Genomic DNA, 25,022 nt, shown 5'->3' on the forward strand with positions numbered 1-25,022 from the left:
ATAACTGCACTCATTCGAGTGCGTCAAACACTCCCAACAGCGGGTGATAGCGCCATAAACCTTCCTCTTTCTCAGGCAAACAAATCTCACCAAATTTCTGGCTGACTTCGCTGAATTCCATATTCAGCTCATCTGCCAGCCGCTGATAAAGCTGCTGGTAATCCATCGCCATCCAGGCACAGTTCCCGGCGGCGAACTCAGGTTCGATCGCGCTAAAGCCTGCACTTTGCTTCCACTGCCCCGGCTCACTGTCTGGGAATTGGAATATCGCTTCGTCGCTTTCATCTTCCAGCCACAGATAATGCAGTTCGTCCGGGCTAGATTTTCTGAACGGTGTACGGCGCTGCTGTTCAGCGCACCAAGTGGCCTGTTCGCGCCACCAGAGAGCGGCGTAATACTCTCGTTCACCTTTTATCCCCTGCAATTTGGCACGCAGGCTGTAGTGTTCCAGATCGACAAAATTTTCTTTGTATTCAAGTTTCTCTCTTTCCTGCGCCCGTGGAATAGCATTGATGGTTTGATACTGCTCAGGCAGCAAGATCTCGTTAAGATCATGGCTATCGAGGAGATATTTCCCCGATTCAAACCCTGGTCTGCAATATGCCAACTCGCGACCTTGCAGCGCTTTAACGTTTTTTTGCAGGATATGCAGATTGGCTATTTCACAACGCTGCTGACGATGGCGCTGAATACGCCCCGCCAACTGGATCAAAGAACGCATGGAGCTGGGTTCGGCAATCGCCCAATCGTAATCATGATCCCTGCCCACTTCGGCTACGGGGCTGGCAAGCACCACAAACAGATGCCGTTGTTCAGGGCCATTGAGCGCCGCCTTGATTTCCGGGATTTGCCATAACGCCTGTTGGTTATAACGTGTCAGTGTTTCATCCAACCGCTGTTCGATATATGAACGCATCGCCAGCGGATGCTGGCTGTGATAAACGCAATAATGAATGCGCCAACCGGGTGGCACAGGCGTTTGCAATAAACGTTGGGCCACCGCCAGCAGCGGATCGATATTCGCCATGCGGATCACCCCCAGCGACACCGTTTTACCCGACTCATGAACCTGGTGGTGCGCCGTATGCAATTGCTGCATCGAACTCAACAAGGTGGCCGCAACGCTGTTCAGTACATCACTTTCCCGCTGGCTCGGCGCAGCAACCGGAATCAACTGCGCCCGGCGCAGAATCTCTGCACCCTGCAATTGCTGCACCCGGCGCGCAACAAAGCGCTCGTGCACCTGTTTAAAGCTGGCCGTTGTCTGGATATCTTCTTGCACAGGCTCATGCTCATCAAACCAGGCGCAGCAAATATTCACCGGTAGATCCGGCTGACCACAGGCCTGCTGATAATCGGCACGGCCCGCACGATAAGCATTGAACAACGCCTGAATCAGCGCGGGCGGCAAGGTGGCGGAAGAAAGCAACACGCGGGAACCCAACACCCCCGCCCAATTCACCAGGCGGCATAAAGCGGGTAAATCTGCGATATCAAAATCATCGGGTTCATCCAATACCAAATCGGACGTCAGCAAACGCAGCATCGGCGCAATCTGCTTGCCGCCGCGCGCCGCTTCCGTTGCGCCGATCAGGTGGTCGATAGTGGTCACCAATACCGGCGCACTCAATAATTTATGCAACGTTGGTGCACCGCTGAGCCAACGGCTTAAGCGGCCATCATCCAGGCTACCGTCGTAACGCACGTATTGATGTTCAGCAAACAATTCATCCGCAGAAGCGCTGCCAGTACCAAGCGGCAACGCTTTATCACTGTTAAGTTCATGCAACTGGCTGACTGCCATGGAGCCGATCAGCACGGCTAAATCGTCCTCTTGTAAAGCGAGTTTTTCCCGCAGGGCATCGCCCGTTTGCAAGGTTAAGGTGCGCAAGCCTAAAGCCACTGAAAAGCGGCACCCCTGCTTCTCATCCGCCAGTGCGTACATAATGCGCGCATTGGCAAATGTCTTGCCGCAGCCGGTAGAAGCCATATTCACGCCAAAAAAGCCTTGCCGCTGGGTGCGATCGCGGATTGCGGTGGTGAGATCAAAAGCGCGATCCTGCCAGCGGAATTTCGCCTGTTCGCTGCGGCGTTTGAAACCTTTGTGGCGAGCGAGCGCCGGTAAGGTACTGCGAATCTGCGGCAAACTGCGGCCCAGCAATAAGGCATTCTGGCCCACGCCGATATTGTGCTCATCCAGCTTCTGTTTACATTGTTTGGTGCTGCGATCGGTATTGGCATAAGCGCCATAGCGGGCATCCTGCCAACCTGCCGTGGCGGGTAATGAAGAGTAAAAGTGATCCGCCAGCATCAGCACCAAGCGAGCAAGATGGCTGGTAAACCGTTGTTCAAGCACGCCGAAATGAGCCAGCGAAGGCTGCTGGAGCGCCCGGTTGGCAAACTTCTGCGCCTTGGCACGCCATTGCGCGCTGCGCACGGGGGTGCCATACGGAAATACCCAGGCGTTGCGCTGATCCGCCGCCGTCCAGCCAGGATCAAGATGATTGGTGGCATTCCAATCGGCGGTCAACTGCTGCGTTAACCAGCATTCAATCTGTGCCAAATCGGGCTTATGCTGCTCATCCGCCAGATAAACAGGCAAACGATGATGGGAAAGGATCAGCCAAGCCACGGTCTTGGCGAGCGGCGGCAGGTGAATAAATGGATTTTCAAACGGATCGAGTGAATCTTTAAGCAGATTACCCAGCATCCGTTCTTCATCCGGTTCGCCAATGTGGCTGAGCGCAGTTAACCATTCCCGATCGCTTTTGCCCTTCACCCAGGCCACAAACAGGCGCAGAGAAATCCATTCATGGCGATACGGTTGAAAACTTTTCCCCTCGCCGCGTAACCCATTCTGGAACAATACATTAGCTTTACCGAAGTCATGAAACAGTCCGGCGATAGCCGCCAGCAGGCTGATTGTTTCTATACTGTGCCACTGGTTCTCACTCTGGCTTTTCAGAATATCCCGTTCTGTCGTATTGGTCGGCACCGCTCCCTGTTCATTGAAACAACGCAGATTACCCACGATCCACAGCAATTCCGTTTGATTGGCTCCCTTGATCCAGTGGCAAGCCACGGCGGTATTGCGCCGCGCCGTTTTACGCAGCAACTTTCTCAGCGTATTCAACCCTTCCTGAGTGATCGCCGTCTGCCAGGTGCGTTCCCCTTTACGCTCAGCAAACTGATCCAGGATGCGGCGTGTTTCTACCAACGCCTTTTTACTGCACTGGGCCACCAGCAAAATATTCATTTACCCACCTGCGACAAACTTTCTGCGGTGGCTTTCAGGGTATCGATCATCACATCCAGGGCATCTGCCTGTTGGAACCCAGTAAGGCAACGCTGGCGAAACTGCTGTTCATCCTCGCCGGCCATAGCGGCAATAAAAGCCTGCGGCAGAATCAAGGCATCTTTAATCAAATCAGCAATATCAAACACCAGGCCCCCACGCCGGGTTTTGCCATGCAGTATCGACAAACCGTGCGGCAGGCCGATCACCCAGGCCGCCGTTGCGCCAAGGCCATAAGCCAAATAGTTGCCGTGATCCAAAAACCGGTTAGCGATATCAATACCGCCGCCGCGCTTGGCGCGGCTGAACTCGCCATACTTCACCCCGTTGGCCGCCAGTTTATACAGCGCCTTCGTCATAACCGCCTCTTGTGCCAGCACGTCGTTGCTATTCTGGCAGGTGGATAAACGCTGCATAAAGCCGTCGAGTATCGGGTTAAGCTGGGCTGCCTCAACCTCAAACGCCTGTTCGCGCTGCATACGCGCCGAAAGCCAATGGGTGCGGATTTGCGCAATACGCTGTTGCTGAAAAGCAATCGCCGCCGCCAGGCGTTTGTCATCGTCAAACCAGAAACTGACCCAATGTTGCAGATATTCCGTTGGCCGGTATTCGCTTTGTGAGGTTAACCAGGAAACATCCACTTCAACTTCATTCGCGGCAAACAACGGCGTGCCACCGCCACCACAGAATCCAACCAGCACCCCCGCTTTAGCAAATTCACGCATGGCCGCCTGAGTCACAGAAGTTCCCGTTCCCAGCATCACTGCGGTGGTATTAGCAATTGGAATATTCCAGTACAAAGATTGTTTACCTTCATCGGTGACGTATTCCACCCGCCCGCCGTTAACCAGGATGCGGCAGTGTTGAAGGTAGTAAAGATTGGCACGTTTTGAATGCAGGATGGTCTTTAAATCGGAAGGGGAAAATTGGTTATTCATAAAAGACAATATCCCTATTTTTGGGCCATAAACCCATCTCATCGGCGATAGTTAAGTGCAAAATACCTACAACTCACTCAGTGTTGTAACATAATCCACATATAAAATAAGGTGATTAAAGTTAAGTTTTCATTTAATTTTTATTGGTGATAGATCAGAGAGATAAATACAAATAACTAATTATTAGCATTAACGTAAGTGATGATTGAGAAGAAATATCGCGGGAAAATCAGGGATGTTTGGTGGAATATCAGCCCTTTTCCCACCGGGAAAAGGGCTTTATCACGAGCACTGGCTATCTGATGCAGCATTACTAGCCTAAATCGGCCCCGTTACTGGCGATAACCTTCTGGTACCAGTAAAACGATTTTTTTCTCGTTCTGGCTAAGGTGCCATTTCCCCGATCGTCGCGATCCACATAAACAAAACCATAGCGTTTGCTCATTTCGCCAGTGGAAGCAGAAACCAGATCAATGCAGCCCCAGGAGGTATAACCCATGACCGGGATACCGTCGTCGATGGCGTCCGCCATCGCTTTGATGTGCTCGCGCAAATAGCTGATGCGATATTCGTCATCAATCTCACCCTGCTGATTGATTTCGTCTTTCGCCCCCAGGCCATTTTCCACCAGAAACAACGGTTTCTGGTAGCGGTCATACATCATATTCATGGTAATGCGCAGGCCCAGAGGATCGATCCCCCAGCCCCATTCGCTGGCCTGGATATGCGGGTTTTTCAGCGACTTAACAATGTTGGCTGCGCTGCTGTTGTGCTCATTCATCTCTGCCGATGCGCAGCGCGAGGCATAGTAGCTAAAGGAAACGAAATCGACGCTGTGTTTGAGGATCTCGCTGTCGCCCGCTTCCATCGCGACGCTAATGCCTTTTTCGCGAAACAGGCGTTGTGTGTATGAGGGGTAAGCCCCACGCGCCTGCACGTCGATGAAAAACAGGTTTTCGCGGTCTTTTTCCAGCGCGGCCCAGACATCTGCGGGTTTACACGACCACGGATAGAAATTGCCCCCCGCCAGCATGCAGCCAACCTGATTCTCCGGGTTGATTTCATGGGCGATTTTCGTCGCCAACGCACTCGCCAACAGTTCGTGATGCGCCGCCTGATATTTCACCTGCTCCTGGTTATCACCCGGCTCAAAAACCAGCCCTGCGCCAGAAAACGGGCTGTGCAGCAATATATTGATTTCATTAAACGTCAGCCAGTATTTCACCAACCCGTCAAACGCTTCAAAACAGGTGCGGGCGTAATGGGTGAAGAACCCGACCATTTGCCGGTTACGCCATGAACCGTATTCCTGCACCAAATGCATCGGTACATCGAAATGGCACAACGTTACCAGCGGCTCGATGCCGTGCTTTTTACATTCGCTAAACACATCGCGGTAGAAAGCGATGCCTTCCGCATTAGGCACCGTTTCATCACCTTTCGGGAAAATACGGCTCCAGGCGATTGAGGTGCGAAATACGCTGAACCCCATTTCCGCCATTAAGGCGATATCGTCTTTATAACGATGATAAAAATCGATGCCCTGATGGCTGGGGTAGAACTCATCTTCACGCAAGGTGAAGCGTTTTTCCTGGCCCAGTTTGACCGCCAGCCGATCTTTACCGTGAGGGATCATATCCACCGTGGTCAGCCCTTTGCCGCCCGCAAGATAAGCGCCTTCGGCCTGATTGGCAGCGAGAGCACCACCCCATAAAAAATCGGCGGGGAAAACAGATGCTGGCATGAGATACCTCTTCTTAATTAGCTAGTTACAGATTAATACAGGCGCAGCCTTTATGCTGGCCAGAGCCCTTTCCTGCGGGGAAAGGGCCAGGGTGAGGGGAATATCCCCACGGTAAAGCCCTCTCCCAGCGGGAAAGGGAGCTTCACGTTTAACCTTGTGCCGCATGATTCGGCATTTCTTGGCCTGGTTGACTGGTTTTAGGGGCAGATTTGGCTGGCTCACTCTCGGCCTCTTCGGTGACCGGGATATCTTCAAACCCCATCAACAGCGTGAGGATAAAGGACAGTACCACCGCCAGAATCATGACGCCAAACACCCAGGCAATGGTCATTGGGTTAGCCGGATCAAAAAACTGTACGCTGGTGAACAAGCCCGGTGAAGCCATCGAGTGGCTGGCTAACCCAGCAACCCCGGCAACGCCGCCGCAGATAAACCCACTGATCAGTGCCGCGATAAGCGGGCGCTTTAAGCGCACTGCCACACCGTAAAGCGCAGGTTCTGAAATACCGGCAACAATGGCGGATGCCGCCGCGGCCAGCGCCGTCTGGCGCAGCTCCGGGTTTTTGGTGCGCCAGGCAACCGCCAGCGATGAACCGCCCAGCGAAAGATTGGCACCAATTTCTGACGGCATAACCATGCCCTCTTTGCCGGTTTCTGCAATGGTCTGAATAATGGTGGGGGTAAATACGCGGTGCATCCCGGTCATTACCAGCAGCGGCCACAGCCCGCCCATAATGGCGACGGATAACCACCCCAGATAGCCATGAATGGCGTAAACCAGCGCCGAAATACCGCTACCAATCCAGATGCCCAGCGGCCCGATCAGCAGGATGGCGATTGGTGCTGAAACCAGCACAATCAGCATCGGTTTCAGGAAGTTTTTGGTCACCGCTGGCGTGATGCGATCGATCCATTTTTCAATGTAGGACAGTAGCCAGGTCATAAACAGCGCCGGGATCACCGTGTAGGTGTATTTCACCGCCGTGACCGGCAGGCCGATAAATTCAACCTGCTGCCCCTGTGCCGCTTTGGCCATGAGATCGATAAAGGTGGGATGCACCAGCACCCCGGCAATCGCGATAGCCAGCGACATATTGGTTTTGAATTTTATGGCGGCAGAAGCGGCCACCATCACTGGCAGGAAGAAGAATGCGCCATCACCAATGACATTAAGAATAATCAGCGTTGAGGAGTCTTTGCCGAATACGCCGGTCATATTCAGGATCATGGCGAGCAATTTCACCATTGAACCACCGATAATGGCCGGGATCAGCGGTGACATGGTGCCAATCAACGCGTCCAGAATGCCAGCCCCAATGCGTTTCAAGGTGATTTTGTTTTTGCCCGTAGCCGCCGGTTGAGCCGCCGCCCCTTCCGGCAGCAGTTTCAGCACTTCGGCGTAGGCCTGTGAGACGGTATTGCCAATAATCACCTGGCACTGGTTTTCGCTTCTCACCACGCCCAACACGCCGCTGATGGCCTTTAGCTTGGCAGCATCAACAGCAGTATCGTCATTAAGCACAAAGCGCAAACGCGTCATGCAATGCGTCAGCGCCGCAACGTTATTTGCTCCCCCCACTGCATCCACTATTGATTGTGACATTGCTGCATAATTCTTAGCCATGAGGATAATTCTCGTCGATAGGTAACCGGTTTCACACAAGAATGTTTATATTTAAATTAAATATCAATTTATAAATTTATTTATTATCTATTTTGTGATGACGATCGCCTGAGATATGACCGATAATCTGCGCAATGGCCTGCTTCTGCTGCGCCAGAATGTGTAGAATGTGAATAATTTTCAAAGAGCCAGGAAATACCTATGTCGACCATGCAGGAAGTGGCAAAGAAAGCAGGCGTTTCAAAAGCCACTGTTTCACGTGTTCTTTCCGGCAAAGGATACGTCAGCGAAGCAACAAAAGATCAGGTATATAAAGCGATTGAAGAGGCAGGCTATCGCCCTAATTTGCTGGCAAGAAATCTGGCAACCAATAAATCCCAATGTATTGGTCTGGTGGTCACCAATACGCTCTACAACGGCAGCTATTTCAGCGGGTTACTTTCCCAGGCGGCGCAAAAACTGGAAGATAACGGCCGCCAGCTGATTCTGGTAGACGGCAAACACAGCGCCGAAGAAGAACAGGCAGCGATTCAATTCCTGCTCGATTTACGCTGTGATGCCATCATTATCTATCCACGTTTCTTAACCATTGACGTGATGGATGACATCATCGAGCAGTATAAGCAGCCGATCATGGTGGTGAATAGAAGGCTAAGGAAGCACCAAAGCCACTGTATTTGCTGCGATCACAAAGGGGCCAGCTTTAACGCAACAAAATACCTGATTGAGCAGGGCCATCGCGATATTGCCTTTATTACCGGCTCTTTGGATTCACCAACCGCCATCGAGCGGCTTTCCGGTTACAAAGAGGCATTAAATCAATACGGCATTACGCCGCAGGATAGCCTCATCCTGAAGGGAAAATGGACGCCAGCCAGCGGTGCCGCAGCCATAGAATTGTTGTTAAGCAATCAAACAACTTTTAGCGCAGTGCTCGCCAGCAATGATGATATGGCGATTGGTGCCATCAAGACGTTGAGCCAAACCGGTATTGCGGTGCCTGATAGCGTCTCGGTGATCGGCTTCGATAACATCCCCACTGCGCCCTATCTGCACCCGGCCTTGTCCAGCGTTAAAGATCCCGTCAGCGATATGATGAATGAAGTGATCGATCGGCTGATTTCCATGCTCGACGGCGGCTATTTATCCAAAGACAACCTGTTCACCTCAAACCTGCTGATCAGAGAATCGGTGAGCAAGGGGCCTTTTTGGGGCAAGTAAGCGGTTATCCCTCTTTCCGCATGGAAAGAGGGATGCTCTGAGTTATTGGCCCCGGTTCTAATAGGCAGATAAATCGCAGGGTGAACCCGCAAGCGCATTCTCTGGCAAAGAACCGGCGATATCAGCAGGCGATAACGCCTCTTTAGTCCAGATGAACCATGCCATAGAACCACTGGTTGCCGTTGAGGTGGCCGCCCCGGAACCGATGGATAGATAATTGCCCGGCCCGGTGAGCGAAACTGAATTCAGTACGCCGCTATAGGGCAATGCCGGCCCCGCTCTCACCTTAGCCGCTTTACCATCAATAAACAGGTTCACGCTCCCCGTATTGTAGGTATCCAGCGCGATACTGACCTGATACAGATGGTATTGGCTGGTGTCAGCCTGCACCACAGAACTGCTGCTGCCATCAATACTGTTAAGTTGAACCCCGGTGGCAGAGCTTGTTTTCTGAATCACCGTTTTTACCCGGCTGCTGTAAGCGGGCCCTAACAGGAAATCGCCCGTCGCCACTTCGATCTCAAGCGCATTCTTGGTGCCAGGCTCATTGGCTTTCACGCAGGCTAACCAGGTAAAGCCTTTGGGATAGCCATCGTTGGTGACGCTGTCTGCACTGGCTTTTAACCCCTTACCAGCATTATCGCAGGAACCGGTATTGCACAGGCGCACGGCGGTTGTCACCGTCGAGCCGGTGTTGTCATAACGCAGCGTATTATCCGGGTTGATACTGAACGGGGTGAGATTGCCATTCACCGCAAACTGATTCGCGGTGCCATAGCTGTTGCTCACCGCCCCATTCACGTTCGGCATCAGGCCGCCATTGGTGAGGGGAGTGTACAGATTCCATTTAATCGCCCCGTCGTCGGTTTCCTCCGTGGGGGGTTCACCCTCTTCTGAACCGCCCACATTCGCTAACCCAGTTGTCCAACTCGCCCCTGGCGTGGCGCCATTGCCATACCAGGGAGCGACGGTCTGCTCCAGCCAGGGTTGTTCCAAATCAACCGGAACCGGAGAAATAACGACCCCGTCATAGATATCAAGCAGAGTATGTACGCCCTCCCCAGGCGAAATACCGGCGGCGATATCGCTGCGTGCCTGGTAGTAGTGATATTCGCCATTGCCGTCAACGGCATAGACCAAGCTGCCAGCCGGGTAGCTTTGCGTAGCGGACCAAGCCTGATAACCCGGCTGTGGATGGCATGTTATGCCGTTCTCCTGTTGCTCCCGGCTTTTATGGGTTGTCACTAACCCCAGCGGCGAAGCCGTGGTCACGGTAAAATCATCAAAATAGGCATATTGATCGGTTTGCGGTGCCCAATCCAACGTCCCGCCGCCAAAAAACGTATCCATTTTTATCGTACTGATAGACACCGTATTATCGGCACGCCAATTCCAGTTATCCAATTCCAATACCTTAACGCCATCGACAAACTGAATGAGTTGCCCATTGCTTTGCCCTGGATCGCCTAATTGGACATATTGCGTAATGGTATACCACTGGCCCGGCAGAAATTGCGTATTCAATGCCGCATAGTCGCCACAGTGTTCCACCTTGGTGGGATAATAAAGGTAGTTATACATGGAACCCTGTTCACGCCACATCAGCCGCGTGGTAAAACCATTAAATTTACTGTTATCAATACAGCCGGAGGGAGCCTTGCCACCCCCACCCAAACCGGGCAGTTTCCCGCCGCGCACCCAGGTGAACCGCTCGTCAAAACGCACCTTATACTGTAGCCATAACGCCGTGTTGCCTTTTGGTAATGGGGCATCAAAGGTCATGGCTGAATTACCGCCAATGCCTGGCGTCGGGTTGCCCGTGGCATCCTGACCGGCGGTCGCGCTGTAGGTGACACGCAGCACTTTATTCGCGGGTGCATCAGGATCGGCCACAATATTCAGCCTGCCCTGGGCTTGCCCCGATGAATTACCCGGAGTTAAGCCCCAGTCTTTTGTAAAATCTGCCACCGTATAAAGCCCCGGTGTATCATCCTGAAAATTGACCCGGGTAATAAAACTGGCGGGAGGAGTATCATTTTTCCCCTGCGGTAATGGCCACCAGGCCTTATTATCCACAGAGCAGGCAGCCACCTGGTTTTGCTGTTTATTATCATTAACGGATGAAATAACTTCGGCATTATTATTCAACGATGCCATATTATTACTTTCTATGACCGATGATGCATTGCTGTTGTCACAGGCTGCCAAGGAAAAAACAAAACCAAGGATAAACATCCTGTTAGTCATGCGCTTGCCTGAACCGTGCTTTGAAAAGAAATCCATTATTCTTCTCCAGAAATAAAATATTCGTCATACTTCAAGTTGCATGTGGATGGCCGGTGGGCCAGGGATCAACGCCACCAACACCGCTGCACGGGTATAATCACGATATTCAATCACTGACAGCACAGGTAAAACCGCAACGTTCACCTGACAGGGAAAGCCTTGATATGTTAGTTTAAAAAAAAAGAAACTCAATTTCAAAAATGCAAGCCATCTCGCAAAAATAGATCTTGTTGCGTTTTTCAGCTTCCTGCAAACTCATCGCACAGGCCAGATACCAACCCACACTCTGCGTCATCACATCTGCGGAATCATGCAGGCATTTGAAGGTATTCCGGCCCTCTGGCGCGCTCAGCCGCACGTTACCTGCCGGTGGCATAGAGACTTTTGGGATGGGCTTTAACCATTATCCGGCCTGATAACAGTGAATTAATATTAGGCACGCCCAATTTTCTCAATGCCGACACTTTATAAGAGCTGATGGTTTTATAATTGAGTTCCAAAATTTTCGAAACTTCATTCATTGTCATCCCACCCATAAGTTTTTTTATCACGCTGCATTCGCGCGTAGAAAGCTTATTCTTTATTTGCACATGTTTTTTCTTGATTTTCTTAATATCCGTTCTTAACAGCGTTTTCATACTGTTTGATATTTCTTTACACGGAAGCGATTCATTCAATACCACGCAGATTCCACGATATTTTTCAAGAAGATGAATAAGAAGCAGGCGGGAAAAATGATTGGTGAGTACGATAACTTTAAGGGCGTGATTGGATTGACGTTGTAATCGTTCAATATAGTTCAATGTGTCGATAAAAGCAGGATCAAAACAGGATATATGAGTGACCAACAATGCCAGCGGATCATTCGGTGGCTGATCGTCTTCCGGTAGCGCTGAACGAGGCACCCGAAGCTCCAGGGTTTTATGCATTTCGTTTAATGATGCCACAAGCGTAGTAATTCCGGCTCGGGTATAAGTGCATGGATGGTATATGGCGATAGATTTTTTAACGTTCATGTTCAAATAAGCATCCTGTTAATAAATATGTTGAATGAAATGTCAGACACAAACTGATACCTGTAATAACACTTTTCTTATTAATGCTTTCTACCCGCTGCGTGCATAGAATATTCAATCGTAATCAATCATTAATGCCGCAGAGGCGTTCGCACTCCCTGCCTGAATAGGGGATGCCGCTGCAATCACCGCATAACGCGCATAATAATGCAGCGTTGCGTTGCCATTGGCATCCGTCGTTACCGCCGTATTGCTACTGCCAAATGCATTCGGTGGTAGTGGTTCCTTATTTTGATTCAGCAACGCCACACCCACATTGGTTGCCGTGCTGTCATTGCTCAATCCTAATAAATGAGCAGCGCCATCCGCACTTTGCCCGGCAAAATAAACCTGTAAGGTTTTTTCACCGGGGCAACCGCTCAGTTGGAGAGTAAAAGGCACTTCCGGCGTTCCGCCCGCTGTTCCCTGCAAGAAACGCGTTGGCCAACTACCTAGCTCTACACTCAAATTGCGGCTTTCAGCAGCAACAACGCAGCTGTAATTCACGATATTCCCCCGCAGCTCAATATTGATTTCACCAAGAGAAGGGTCGTCTGCCAAAGTAAAGAAGGCCCACAAACTGAATACCAGAACCCATCCTTTGGCATGGATTGGCTGCCACCTTATTTTCTTGTTAGTCATAGTCCACTCTCAGATAGCCACGCGCCGTAAACGGCCCTTCCGCAGGCTTGTTGCCAGTAACGCTGACCGGCCAGGCACGCAGCTCCACGTTGGCAACGCGGTTATCATCCAGGCGGAACGGAATTTTGCTGCCGAGAGTATTTGGCGTTAGCGGCGTTCCACTGGCGTTTGCCACGATAAAACCGACATCCGGGTTATCCGAAACCATGATTTGCCCTTGCGCTTTTTCGACCTCAAGGCGCAGGCTCAAATAGGCTTCAGCGGCCACACCATCGCTACATTGGATCTTCACGGGTTTGGCCTGCGGCGTGACGCCTGGTGGCCGATTACCGGCTCCGGCCTGGCTGAACAGAGAAGCGCCGATATCGCCAAAATCAAACTCAACGATTTGCCCGGCATCAATCTCACAAGACTGCGGGACTTCTATCCTGCCACTGTAACTGATGGTATAGACCGGGGTAGTGAGGGGGTCTGTATTGCTGGACGTGACATAAATGGTGAACATCACCTGTCTTGGGATCGGCACCATGTTAACAAATCGCCGTGTGACCTTTAGGCGGAATACCAGATTTGAATCCTGTATCTCAAAAGGCTTCTGTTGAGGGACATTGGTATGCTCCCCCATTCGGACGTAATCTTGCGGAGGATAAAAGATACCAGCGGCGCTGTCAGTAATACTCATGGCGCCATTCAGGTAGTCATTCAATTTTAAATACTGATAACCATCCAACGTCTCCTGTATCGGCAATGTGGTTACGTAACTACGATAGGTAACATAGCCCGTTGTTCCAGCCGGGCAGGTGGCCTTTATCCCCACCCACCCGGATTTTTCCGGCAACGTAACCACTTCCCCTACGTTATTATTGCCACTGTTAAACACCTGCGATAAATCATAAGTAATGTCTGTCGGTGTACCGTTAGAATTATAACAAACGGTAGCAAGCGCCGAAAACGGGGCGGCCAGTAACGCGACGGCGGCCAGCGTAGCGTTCAATTTCATCATCAGGCTCCTTAGGTAGATGCCGTGTTATGAACAGGTGGTGGTCATAACCAGCACCTGCGCCACACTGTCCTGCGGTAACACATAACGGGTGCGGCATTGTGTCTCTTCTTTATTTCCCCATTGGATAAACAAGGTTCCTTCCGGCGGCATCCCGCTCAGATAGGTTTGCCCGTCCTCACCCACCATGCCAAGGAGCCCGCCGCTCTCTTCCCGCACGATGGCGCCAAAAGGCACCGGGCGGTCACTCTGTTTCAGCGTCATTAAAACACGCCGGCCGATACGGGGCTGAAAATCGGCCCGCACCAGCGCGCCTTGGGTTGGCACCACGGTGCTGACGTTATTTTCAATCTCGGTGTATTCATCCATCGAATTGATATCCAACGCCACCCGGTTATGGCGATAAACCGTGGCGTAGGGCATCACGGCGTAACCCCGCCAGTCGGTTCTGACACCGGTCTGGTTATCTACCCGGACGCCAGACGCCCCCGGTGCCTTGACCAGCACGTTGGTATCCCCCAACGGTTGGCTGAGGGTGATGCCATCTGCATGCCCGACCAAACCCCCTGCCAGTTGCCAGTTATATTGGTGCTGGTCACGGTCATAGTTGTACCCCAGCCCCAACGTGCCGTAGGTCCCTTGCCAGGTCGCACCGGCGCTGCCGGTATTCCCCCCTTCATTGCTGTACCCCTGCATTACGCTGTAGCTAAGGTTGCGCCCTTCCAGCAACGTTCCGCCAATGCCGGTGCGCCAGGTATTCTGGCCCCCCGAACCGTGGCTGCTGGCGGCGGTGGCATGTGCTCTGCCCAGCGCAGTATTACGTGAGCGCGCATTTCCCATCAGAGCATGGAAGGGCACGGATAGATTGAACGCCATCATTCGATTACTGTCAGCCAAGCCGGTTGATTGGCTTTGAGACCAGGACAATGAATAACTGAGATCACGCCAGCCACTGCTGTAACCCACTTGATACCAGGCATTGGTTTCATCCGATCCCCAATAGGTTTGCTGATTACCGGAGAGAAACAGAGAGCCATAATCACCCAGAGATTGAGTGATACTGGCCTGGAAACGCCCTTTCTTACTGTGGCGTAAATTATGGTAGCTAATGACCACCGGCTCCTTTTGCAGTGTTCCTTCCTCTTGCTGGGTATATTCGTACCCTTCCATATTCCGATAGGCGACTTCGTCCAGGGTATAGAAGCCCCGCGTGGAGTAGCGGTATCCCAGTAACTGGACGGTAGTACCGTATTCGTTGAGCGATTTGGCATACAGAAAACGCAGAGACTGCCCCGTATGCTTGCTGTCATCCGCCAGTTGGCTGTCGGCATGAGTGACATCCAGTGACAGCGCACCCCAGCCACCGAGGTTTTTCCCTGCCCCCAGGGCAAAGGCGCTGTAACGTTCGGCAAGCTGGCTCCCGCCATAAAGGGTATAGCCCTGCGGCAGGCCGGCAATCAGAGTGCCTTGCGTAAAAAAGGGGCGAGATTGCTGGCCGTTACCGCTACGAAAATCCCCCGCGACCAGATCGTATTTCCAGCGCCCTTCCCGCTGTAGCATCGGGACGGTGGAATAGGGAACGGTATAGTTCTGCTGGCTGCCGTCGCTTTCCTCTATCGTTACGTTCAGATCGCCACTTGACGAGGTGGCGTTCAGGTCATCAATGGCAAATGCGCCAGGGGATACCGGCCCCTGATAAATGACAAAGCCGTTCTGACGCACAACGACTCTGGCGTAGGTACGGGCAATGCCACGTATCACCGGAGCGTAACCCTGCTGGCTGTCTGGATACATGCTGTCGACAGAGTAAAGGCGTGCGCCACGAAACCCCAAGCTGTCGAAGATGTCATTGCCGGTATTGCTATCCCCCATCACCAGGCTACTTTTCAATGGCACAATGATCCGCGATGCACTGGTGCTGATGTTCTGCCAACGGTTAGTGTGATAATTATCCCCAGAGGCATAACGCCAGGCACCGTTATTACGCAGCCGCCACTCCCCCAGGTTCAGCCCACTCAACAGATTGAAGTAATAACTGTCGTCGGCAGAACCATGGCTGCCCGTTGCTGAATAATTGAATAAGATGGCAGGTATCCCCTCATCCCATTCATCCGCGGGAATATCACCACGAGCACGGTTGACCATCGCGGATTGCGGCAGGCTGATATCAAGGCGCAAGCGGGAAAAATCAAAAGCGACCTCTGCCCCTGGAATAGCACTCGCCAACGGAATACAGGCTCCCTGCTCAAACTGCTCCAGTTCTGGGTAGGCGCGCATGTTCAGCCCCAAACGTTTCAGCCAATCAGTATCAATGCAGGGTTCCAGGCCACCAGATTTGACTCTATCCGACGGTTGCTGGGCCGTTGGATCGACATTGGTAAAGCGAATGTCCTGAGTCGCAATGAAATCGTTGTTACGCCAGAGATCTACCCGGTAGTCACCGGCTGCCTGTTGCTGGCCTTTCTCAAAACGCGACAGATCCGCCACGGCTGAAACATCTTCGGCTAAAAATGCCGGGTTAAAATAACTTTCCCCATGACTGGCGCTCGCATACCACACAGACATCAGTGTTCCTGTCAGGCCCGCCAACCGCCGCATTCTTCCCCATTTCTTTCGCATCATTGGCATTTTCATCCCTCTGTTGTTTCCCGCCTTGGTTGGATGAATGTCATTGCATAACGCCCTGCTGCACCGGGGTCAGCGCGCCATAATCATTGACCGTCTGAAAGGAAATGTTCCCTTCAATGGCCGCAGGCACCGGCACCGGGGTAGTCTCTTTCGGGGCTGCCATGATGTTGGGAAGTTTTTGGGTTCCCAGTTTCAAGTTGACCAATGAAACATAGTAGGGAGACGGGTTGGTGATGTTCAGTTGCATGCCGGTACGTTTGAAACGCAGTTGCGCAGGAGCATTTTCTGGCGGCTGGGGAAGATTGCCGGGGCGGACAAACAATTTGATACGCGACAGGATAGCCAATTGCAGTACGTTTTTTCCTTCAATGCTGGCTTTTTCCACGGCCGGAATGGCTTTAACGTTTAGCCAGAAAACGGATTCACGGTCTGCCGGTAACGGAGGGCCAGCATAAATAATGCGCAGGGTATTCTCACTGTTGGCTTCGCTGACAAACAGGGGCGGCGTGATGATAAACCCTTTCTCTTTTTGTTCGCTGCCGTTGTCTACCCAGGCATTGATCAGATAACGGCCTTTGGTATCGCTGTTAGACAGGGATAAAGAAGTTTGCTTGGCACCTGCCGGATAAATTACCCGGGTAGCATGCAGAGCGATCCCGGCAGCTTGCGCCATAAAGGCGGTTGTTAACAGGTAGAACAATATAACCATACCTGATTTCATCGTTTTATTTTTCACGCCAGACACCATCAAAATGACTGATTACGGATAAGGGCAGAATCAGGGAGAAAGCCATACGCCCGATGGCTTATTGCGCGTTTTCCAGTACGGGTTGTTTGAGTAGGTTATCAAGCACAGCGCCATCTCCCCGTGGCAACAGCCGAAAAGGAAGGATTTAGCGTTATTACCTTTTCAGGATGGAGCATAACCTTGGCCTCATCCGTGAAGCCCGGTTCATCCTTGCTCTTACCGCTCGTCGATTATTCGTATTTCATGACAAAGGTCGCATCCGCGTTAGCCATCCCAGCGGTTGTGGTTGCTGCGGTGGCTTTGTAACGCGCAGTGAAGTCCAGGGTGTTGCTGCCATTAAGCAGATTATGTGGTGTTGACCAACTGACATTTGGCAGCAGCGGCGTACCCATCATATCCAGAATTTCGATCCCCACCCCCGTTGCCGGCGTCGCTCCCCCGTCAGAGGTCACCGCCAGCAAATCAGGATTGTTCAAATCTGCCACGCCTGAAAAAGTAACGGACGCTGTTTCTGCGATGCTGTTATCACAGTCGTTGAGAATAATGCGAAAAGGCCTCAGTGAAGAGGTATCAGCCACATTGCTAAAGGACGCAGTACGATGTTGCCCAAGTTGGACAACCTGATCGGAAGAGGCAATACTCACTGCACAGGCTGCGTTAACCAGCTCACCTTTAAAATGAACAGTTCCCCCGTTTACCGTAACGGGATCGGCATATACTGTTCCACTGAATAATGTATAGAGGCAACCCAAAGAGAGAACGATTTTACTGAGCTTCATAATATTCCTTTAATGATAAAAATATCTGGACAATACGATTACGTTATTCCCCTGCGAATTACACCTCAAATATAAATAAAATAATTTTAATTTACTCATTTCATTGGGATCTTTTTCGATGATTATATTTCACCTACAAAAAAACCACGGAAAATACGTATTTAAAAGGTGCGAAACACCTAATTAATAATAAATAATATTTAATAGTTGAAACCATAATATACAATCATAAAGGTTATTTAAAATTGTTTATCTCGATCGAATTTTTATTAATTGATAGTTTTAAACTATCATAAAATGATAAATGATCGTTATTTTTGATTGAAAATAAGGAAAAATCCTAATTTTTGCCTACTTTCAATCCACAAAACCTAAAGCGTCAGGTTTTATTTACAGCAATCGATATGGTTAACTGGCTAATGATGTCTTTTTTTTTGATTTTTACAGTTAATAGTTTTATTTTTATTTTAAATAATGGATTATATGACCAACTAAATGAGATAAAATAATATAATTATCTTATTCATTTCTGGCTGAATATCTTCATTGTCTGCAAGGTTTTATCCCTCCCTCAAATGGCTAGGTTTGAAGTTATCACCATAAAATGGCTTAGCGACAAACCGCAACAAGCCAATGACTGGGCTGTCATCTCTGTTCAAGATATCAAATCGGGGATAAATGAGGAGTTTTCTCTATAACTAGCGAACTTCCCATTCTGTCGATTACCCCAGCCTTCTACGGGAGGTAATATGTTGAGGGAAAAATGGCAGCTTGTTCGCCTGCGTTAATGCAATGGAACATTAAACCGTTACACAGCACGCTTTGATTATGTGGATTTCAGACTAAAAAACGCCGTTTTGCACCGCTAGCAGCTTAATACTGCACCATCTAACATGATAAATTCTCGCCAATTTCATGACTATCAAGAGAAATGAAGGATAAAGATATTACCTAAGCTTTATCTGAAAAATATTTCCAGGCAATCGAGCTTAACCCTTTGCCGATAAAGATTATAATTCCTCACATTAAATTAAAAAACATTAATTACAGCATTTAAATTTGAAAATACGCCATTTTGTAGTTAATGATTGCTTTTGACCTGGTTTGAATTAAGATTTTTCTTGCCAGAACGGCCGAGACAGACTTTATGCAACAGGCAAATCGATATCGGCCCTTCGCACTATCCCGCTAGCAACTGGCTTTACCAGAGTGAGTCGGGGTGACAAAGCACTCCATATTTAAACGGACACATATAAATCTACACATTAAGGAAGTTTTACCATGAAAAAAATGACACTTGCTCTGGCGATCGTTTCCGCATTCGCAGTAGTTGGTACCGCTCAAGCAGCAGATGCAACTGCACAAGCACTGGCTACCTGGTCTGCAACCGCCAAGAAAGACACTACGAGCAAGTTGGTAGTTACGCCACTGGGCAGCCTGTCTTTCCAATATGCTGAAGGCATCAAAGGCTTCAACAGCCAAAAAGGCCTGTTTGACGTAACTATCGAAGGCGACACCAGCGCCAGCGATTTCAAGCTGACCTCTAAACTGGTTTCTAACACTCTGACTCAGTTGGACACTTCAGGTTCTACTCTGGATGTAGGTGTTAACTTCAACGGTGCTGCCGTGGTAAAAACTGGCGAAACTACCATGATTGACACTTCTGCTGGCATCTTGGGTGGCAACCTGAGCCCACTGCAGAACGCTTACAACCAAGCTGGCCGCACCAGCGCACAAGACCAGTTCACTTTCAACATCATTGGTGCAACCTCTGATGGCACAACTCAAGTGACTGATTTCTCCACACTGCCAGAAGGTATCTGGAGCGGTGATGTGAGCGTTGAGTTCAACGCCACCTGGACCATCTAATCGTCCCCTTTCAGTAATGCGTTTTAAACAGGGGGAACCCCCCTGTTTTTCGCTCGTTTAAGCTTTTGGAAAATCGTTATGAATCGTCTCTATTTTTCTATTCCACTGCTGCTCTCTTTATGCCATAGCGCATGGGCACTGGACGTTGGGGCTATTAGTTCCTTTATGCACAGTGACAGTGCGATCTTAAGTAAAGAAATTAAAAATACGACGGATAATGGCCGCCTGGTGAATATAAAAGTAGAGCGGATTTCTAATCCGTCAGAATCAGGCACCGTTATTCCGATGGAAACAAAAGATGAAATGTTGCTCTCACCGGCCAGCTTGATGATGCCAGCCAATGCCAGCGACGTAATTCGTTTTTATTACAAAGGGCCTGAAGATAATAAAGAGCGTTTTTACCGGATCACCTGGCTTGATCAAGCCTTATCCGACGCAGGGCAAAATACCGCTAAACGCAATGCCGTAGCCACAACCTCGGCACGGATTGGCACTATTTTGGTGGTGACGCCACGCAAAGCACAATTCAGCCATCAGTTTGCTAATGGAACCCTCACCAATACCGGTAACGCCACATTCAAAATGGTGGCTTATGGTGCGTGTAAAGACAAAAAAAATGGCAGCAGCTGTAAAGAAAACTATTTTGTCATGCCCGGCAGAGAACGAACTCTTGCCAAAGTTGATATTAACGATAAGAAAAGCCACGTTGCACTTTGGTATGGCGAACAATTTATTCAAGTGAAATAAAACCGCCCGGTTTGTTATGCAATATGCAGAAAAAATGCCTACACCCTTTGCCCTTCAATATATCGGGGAATGGGCTGCTTTCAGTAAGCCAGCAATGACGGAGAGCTGCTGCAAGCAGTATTAAAATCTGTTCCTAACAGATTTGTCACCCGAATTACTGGCCTCTATAAGCTCATCGGGATTAATGACCCCTCTCACGGCAGTTCGCCCCGTGAGCATTTGCCAGCATCTCAAAATCACTTGGGGATAGACACAGTTCAAGGAGTTTTAAGTGAAGCCAAGCCTGGATGGTTTGTTATTAAAAACATTGGTTACTGCCGGGGCGCTTGTCACCCCCGCCGCTATGCTTCTTGGACAATCCGCTTTTGCTGCGGGGTTGAACCAAATTGATGGCGTTCTGATCCCTCAGGCTTTTCGGGCGGCATTGAGCGAAGGGATGAATATCCCGATCCTGCTGCATTTTGAGAAAAATAATACGGTAAAAGATGACCAGCGCATTGGGCATGCAGTGTTGTTACTGGATGATAACCAGCTGAAAATACGCCAGATTATTCTGGAAGACAATGAAGGCGGCGCGCAGCTGACGGAAGCGACGATCAAGAAACTCAATGCGTTGGATAATACCGCCTTTGACGATAAGCAACGCGTTGTGTTGGCAGACGATGCCTGGCTGGCCTTGAATTTTCGCCAGTTACATCTGCAACTGGTGGTCAACGAATCGGCCATGGGCACGGTATTTCGTGAGCGCACCAGCGATATTGGCGCATCCAGCGTCGATTCACTCAGTAGCTCGTTAAACTACAATCTGGGAATTTACGACAACCGTAGCAAAACCAGTGAAGGTTTTACCTCCAGCTATCTCTCACTGAACAGCGTTACCGCCCTGCGTGAGCACCATGTCGACGTGAACGGTTCCGTTTATGGGATCGGCACCAGCAACCAGAACAGCACACTCTATAAAGTGATGTATGAACGTGATTTTGCCGGCCGACGTTTTGCGGCAGGCATGCTGGACAGTTGGAATTTGCAATCGCTTGGCCCGGTCACCACCATCAACTCAAGCAAAATCTATGGTATGTCCTATGGCAACCGCGCCAGCTCGACCGTACTGGATAACACCCAATCACTGACTCCGATTGTTGCCTTTTTCCCTGCGGCGGGTGAGGTTCACCTGTCACGTGACGGGCGTTTGCTGAGTGTACAGAATTTTGCCATGGGTAATCATGAAGTGGATACCGGCACACTGCCTTATGGTATTTACGACGTGCAGGTGGAAGTGGTGGTCAATGGTCAGGTGATCAATAGACGTAACCAACGGGTTAACAAGCTCTATAGTCCATTACATGCCGCCGGAGCACCCGTGTCCTGGCAGTATTGGGGTGGGTTGGTACGCATGAATGAGTGGCGTAGCGACAATGACCGCACCAGCGCGGCGAAAGACTCCTATCTGGCCGGAGCTTCTGCTGCGGGCAATTTGCAGATGTTGAACTGGGCGCTTTCTGGTTATTCACTGGACAGTAACCAGGTCGGGGAAGGGCGCGTCAGCGTACCGGTCACCGAAGCCGTTCAACTGAGCACGCAGACCATGGTGGCATCCGATAATTCATGGAGCCTGATCAATACCGTTAGCGCTACCCTGCCTGGCGGTTTCAGTTCGCTGTGGGCAAACGAAGAAAAGACCATGATTGGTAACAAACTGCGCCAGAACGATGCGCATAACCGGGCGATTGGCGGTTCGTTGAATCTGGGCGTGCTCACCCCGCAGCTTGGCACTCTGAGCGTGAGTTACAACGATGACAGGAGAAACAACAGCCATTACTACAATGCGGATTACTCCCAGAACCTGTTTAGCGGCCGTTACGGGACATTGAATCTGCGTGTCGGGGTTCAGCGCTACAACAACAACAGCAATAGCTCCGGGGGAAATACCGGTAAGTATGTCGCACTTGATTTCTCATTACCGATGGGCAACTGGTTTAGCGCCGGTGTCTCTAACCAGAATGGTTATACCACCGCCAACCTTGCCGCCCGCAAAGAGATCGCCAACGGGCCAATCCGCACCGTGGGGGCCAACGTTTCACGCGCTATCTCAGGGGATACCAACGGCGATAACCGCTTCAACGGCGGAGCTTATGCGCGTTTTGATACCAAATACTCTGCGGGGACGCTCAACGTCAGCAGTTCTGCCGACGGCTTCGTCAACACCAGCCTGACGGCCAATGGCAGCATGGGTTGGCAAGGCCGTAACATTGCAGCAAGTGGGCAAAATGAAGGCAACGCCGGGATTATCATCAATACTGGTCTGGAAAACGAAGGGATGTTGACTGCGCGCGTGGATGGGCGAGTCATCAAACTGACCGGCAAGAAAAACTATCTGCCATTATCGCCTTATGGTCAGTATGTGGTTGAGTTAATGAATAATAAAAACTCAGTGGAAAGTTTCGATATCGTCACCAAACGCAAAACCAATTTGACGCTGTATCCCGGTAACGTGGCGGTGATTGAACCACAAATCAAACAGATGGTGACGGTATTTGGCCGTATCAAGGCAGAAGATGGAACGTTACTGGCTAATGCCAATATCAAAAACCACATCGGGCGCACTCGCACGGATGAAAAAGGTGAGTTTGTGATGGATGTGGATAAAAAATTCCCGGTGATCGACTTTACTCACAGCCAGGGGCAAACCTGTGAGGTGGAACTGGATCTGGCCAAAGCACAAGGCGCCGTCTGGGTTGGCGACGTAGTTTGCCAGGGGCTGAGAACCTATGCCAGCAATGGGCAAACAGGAGACCGTAATGAAGGCTAAAAAAATAGCACGCCTGGTGTTATCACTCAGCGCACTGATGGCTACTGCGCCGGCGCTGGCGGTCAACCCGACCAATCTGGCGGATGCGGCAGCAATGAAGTTTGTCTTTGTTGAGAACAACTCCGACGATAACTTCTTCGTTACGCCTGCGGCTGGGCTTGACCCGCGTATGACGGGGGCCAATAAATGGACCGGCCTGAAATATGGCGGCTCCGGTACGATTTACCAGCAGAGCTTGGGCTATGTCGACAACGGTTATAACTATGGTTTGACAGCCAACAACCGGTTTGATATGTGGCTGGAAAATGCCCCTATCAAAAACCCGTTCCTGGGCCTGCGCTGCATTAACTGGTACGCCGGTTGCAACATGGACACCAGTCTAATTCTGCCGGAAACCACCGATGAAAAAGGATTCTATGGGGCGGTTGTAACCGCTGGTGGTGCGAAATGGATGCATGGCATGATGTCACCCAGTTTTTACCAATACCTCAAGCAAATGGGAACGGGAGACACATTCAGCATGCAGATCAATGGCTGTCAAACTAACGTTGTCTACAGTGCCAGCAGCGGTGGACGTTGCCAGAACCAGACCCAAGGAACCTGGTATCGGCGCACCGTGAGCCACAGTAAGGCGGCTCACCTGCGTTTCCTCAACACCAACGCGGTCTCTGAGGTGTTCGTTAACAGTGATGGCATACCGATCATTGGTGAAGGAAATGCGGACTGCAAGACGCAAACCATCGGTGCCCGCAGTGGCATCATGTGCAAGATGGTTAACTATGACTTGCAAACGGATGGCAGCGTCAGCAATACCTCGATTCATGTCTTCCCCTCCATCAACCATGCGGGGCTGGCAGCCGTCGCTAACGCGGCCGATTTACAGTTCAGCTTGAACGGTAATACCTGGAAAACCACCTCAGGTACGGCCAACTACTATACTTTTAATGAGTTGAAGAGCAGTAACGCGATTTACGTGTTCTTTTCCAGTAACTTGTTCAAACAAATGGTGAGTTTGGGGATCACAGACGGTGGAACCTATGACCTGGTTAACTTCCGTTTTCAAAATACCACTTCACCGGAGTCCGGTTGGTATGAGTTTTCGACGTCGAACCAGTTGATCATTAAACCGCGTGACTTCAGCATCAGTATTATTTCTGACGATTTCAGTAACAACCCGCATCGCGAAGGCTATGTGGGCACGTCGGAGCCGCCGTTGGAGTTTGGCTATATCGTGACGACCAGTGGCAAAACCAGCGCCGACACGGTCAAAATCATGGCAACAGGCCCAACGCAGTCACTGGCGGGGCGCAGCTACTGTATTCTCTCTTCGGAAGATGCGGCGACGCGAGTACCTTTCCCGGCGAGCCTCAGCATTACGACCAGTACCGGCACAGAACAGTCGTTTGACGCCGGGTGTGATGGCCAAGCGCATGATATGACGAATGCCCTGTGGAGCAGCACGCCGTGGAATGATATTTCGGGCAATGTCGGGATTATGAATAAAACCAAGGTTAAATTTACTATCCCGATGAACAACCCGATCTCGCAGAAAACCGTTGATGGTAATGGCTGGTATGGTGATGTCAGCGCCGCAGGTGAGATCCGCGTTGAGGCGACCTGGCGCAATATCAATTAAG

16 protein-coding genes are annotated in these 25,022 nt (G+C 50.6%); 5 read left to right on the forward strand and 11 right to left on the reverse strand.

Features of this window, described 5'->3' with window-relative positions:
- Positions 1-10 precede the first annotated feature (10 nt).
- From cas3f to ascF, 4 genes are all read right to left on the reverse strand, one after another.
- Complete coding sequence (gene cas3f, locus Z042_RS00485) at positions 11-3,256, reverse strand: type I-F CRISPR-associated helicase Cas3f (protein WP_024912538.1); 3,246 nt, start codon at positions 3,254-3,256, stop codon at positions 11-13.
- The gene (cas1f, locus tag Z042_RS00490; RefSeq protein WP_024912537.1) at positions 3,253-4,233 is read right to left on the reverse strand and encodes a type I-F CRISPR-associated endonuclease Cas1f; all 981 of its coding nucleotides are present in this window, start codon (positions 4,231-4,233) and stop codon (positions 3,253-3,255) included. Before cas1f ends, cas3f begins: the two co-directional genes overlap by 4 nt.
- Before the next feature lie 313 nt (positions 4,234-4,546).
- Positions 4,547-5,977: a 6-phospho-beta-glucosidase gene (locus Z042_RS00495; protein ID WP_024912536.1), complete on the reverse strand. Its 1,431-nt coding sequence runs from the start codon at positions 5,975-5,977 to the stop codon at positions 4,547-4,549.
- Between the two features lie 148 nt (positions 5,978-6,125).
- Entirely contained in the window at positions 6,126-7,601 is a 1,476-nt protein-coding gene (gene ascF / locus Z042_RS00500) for a PTS cellobiose/arbutin/salicin transporter subunit IIBC (RefSeq protein WP_024912535.1), read from the reverse strand.
- A gap of 201 nt (positions 7,602-7,802) precedes the next feature.
- Between ascF and Z042_RS00505 the strand changes: the two genes are divergently transcribed.
- Positions 7,803-8,822: a LacI family DNA-binding transcriptional regulator gene (locus Z042_RS00505; RefSeq protein WP_024912534.1), complete on the forward strand. Its 1,020-nt coding sequence runs from the start codon at positions 7,803-7,805 to the stop codon at positions 8,820-8,822.
- Positions 8,823-8,879: 57 nt separating this feature from the next.
- Here Z042_RS00505 and Z042_RS24415 read toward each other — a convergent pair whose 3' ends face one another.
- The 7 genes from Z042_RS24415 to fimA all read right to left on the reverse strand — a co-directional run bounded on the left by Z042_RS24415 (position 8,880) and on the right by fimA (position 17,960).
- The gene (locus tag Z042_RS24415) at positions 8,880-11,105 is read right to left on the reverse strand and encodes a polysaccharide lyase (protein WP_024912533.1); all 2,226 of its coding nucleotides are present in this window, start codon (positions 11,103-11,105) and stop codon (positions 8,880-8,882) included.
- Between the two features lie 362 nt (positions 11,106-11,467).
- Entirely contained in the window at positions 11,468-12,124 is a 657-nt protein-coding gene (locus Z042_RS24420) for a helix-turn-helix transcriptional regulator (protein WP_081758442.1), read from the reverse strand.
- Between the two features lie 114 nt (positions 12,125-12,238).
- Entirely contained in the window at positions 12,239-12,805 is a 567-nt protein-coding gene (locus Z042_RS00525) for a fimbrial protein (protein WP_024912530.1), read from the reverse strand.
- A complete protein-coding gene (gene fimH, locus Z042_RS00530) occupies positions 12,798-13,808 on the reverse strand; it encodes a type 1 fimbria D-mannose specific adhesin FimH (RefSeq protein ID WP_417903512.1) in 1,011 nt (336 codons plus the stop codon). Before fimH ends, Z042_RS00525 begins: the two co-directional genes overlap by 8 nt.
- A gap of 24 nt (positions 13,809-13,832) precedes the next feature.
- Positions 13,833-16,427 (reverse strand): fimbrial biogenesis usher protein, encoded by a 2,595-nt coding sequence (locus Z042_RS00535; RefSeq protein ID WP_037406553.1) that lies wholly within the window; start codon positions 16,425-16,427, stop codon positions 13,833-13,835.
- 46 nt (positions 16,428-16,473) lie between these two features.
- Positions 16,474-17,154, reverse strand: a complete 681-nt coding sequence (gene fimC / locus Z042_RS00540; protein ID WP_154667024.1) for a type 1 fimbria chaperone FimC — start codon at positions 17,152-17,154, stop codon at positions 16,474-16,476.
- 257 nt (positions 17,155-17,411) lie between these two features.
- Positions 17,412-17,960, reverse strand: a complete 549-nt coding sequence (gene fimA, locus Z042_RS00545; protein WP_024912526.1) for a type 1 fimbrial major subunit FimA — start codon at positions 17,958-17,960, stop codon at positions 17,412-17,414.
- 1,281 nt (positions 17,961-19,241) lie between these two features.
- On the opposite strand from fimA, the gene ecpA reads away from it, so the two are divergent.
- From ecpA to ecpD, 4 genes are all read left to right on the forward strand, one after another.
- Positions 19,242-19,829, forward strand: a complete 588-nt coding sequence (gene ecpA / locus Z042_RS00550) for a common pilus major fimbrillin subunit EcpA (protein WP_024912525.1) — start codon at positions 19,242-19,244, stop codon at positions 19,827-19,829.
- A 78-nt stretch (positions 19,830-19,907) separates the two neighbouring features.
- Complete coding sequence (locus Z042_RS00555) at positions 19,908-20,576, forward strand: EcpB family pilus assembly chaperone (RefSeq protein WP_024912524.1); 669 nt, start codon at positions 19,908-19,910, stop codon at positions 20,574-20,576.
- Positions 20,577-20,919: 343 nt separating this feature from the next.
- A complete protein-coding gene (locus Z042_RS00560; RefSeq protein ID WP_202901330.1) occupies positions 20,920-23,385 on the forward strand; it encodes a fimbrial biogenesis outer membrane usher protein in 2,466 nt (821 codons plus the stop codon).
- Complete coding sequence (gene ecpD, locus Z042_RS00565) at positions 23,375-25,021, forward strand: fimbrial adhesin EcpD (protein WP_024912522.1); 1,647 nt, start codon at positions 23,375-23,377, stop codon at positions 25,019-25,021. The genes Z042_RS00560 and ecpD overlap by 11 nt, the downstream gene beginning before the upstream one ends.
- Position 25,022: the final 1 nt, after the last annotated feature.

It is taken from the genome of Chania multitudinisentens RB-25, from assembly GCF_000520015.2.
GTDB classification, from domain to species: Bacteria; Pseudomonadota; Gammaproteobacteria; order Enterobacterales; family Enterobacteriaceae; genus Chania; species Chania multitudinisentens.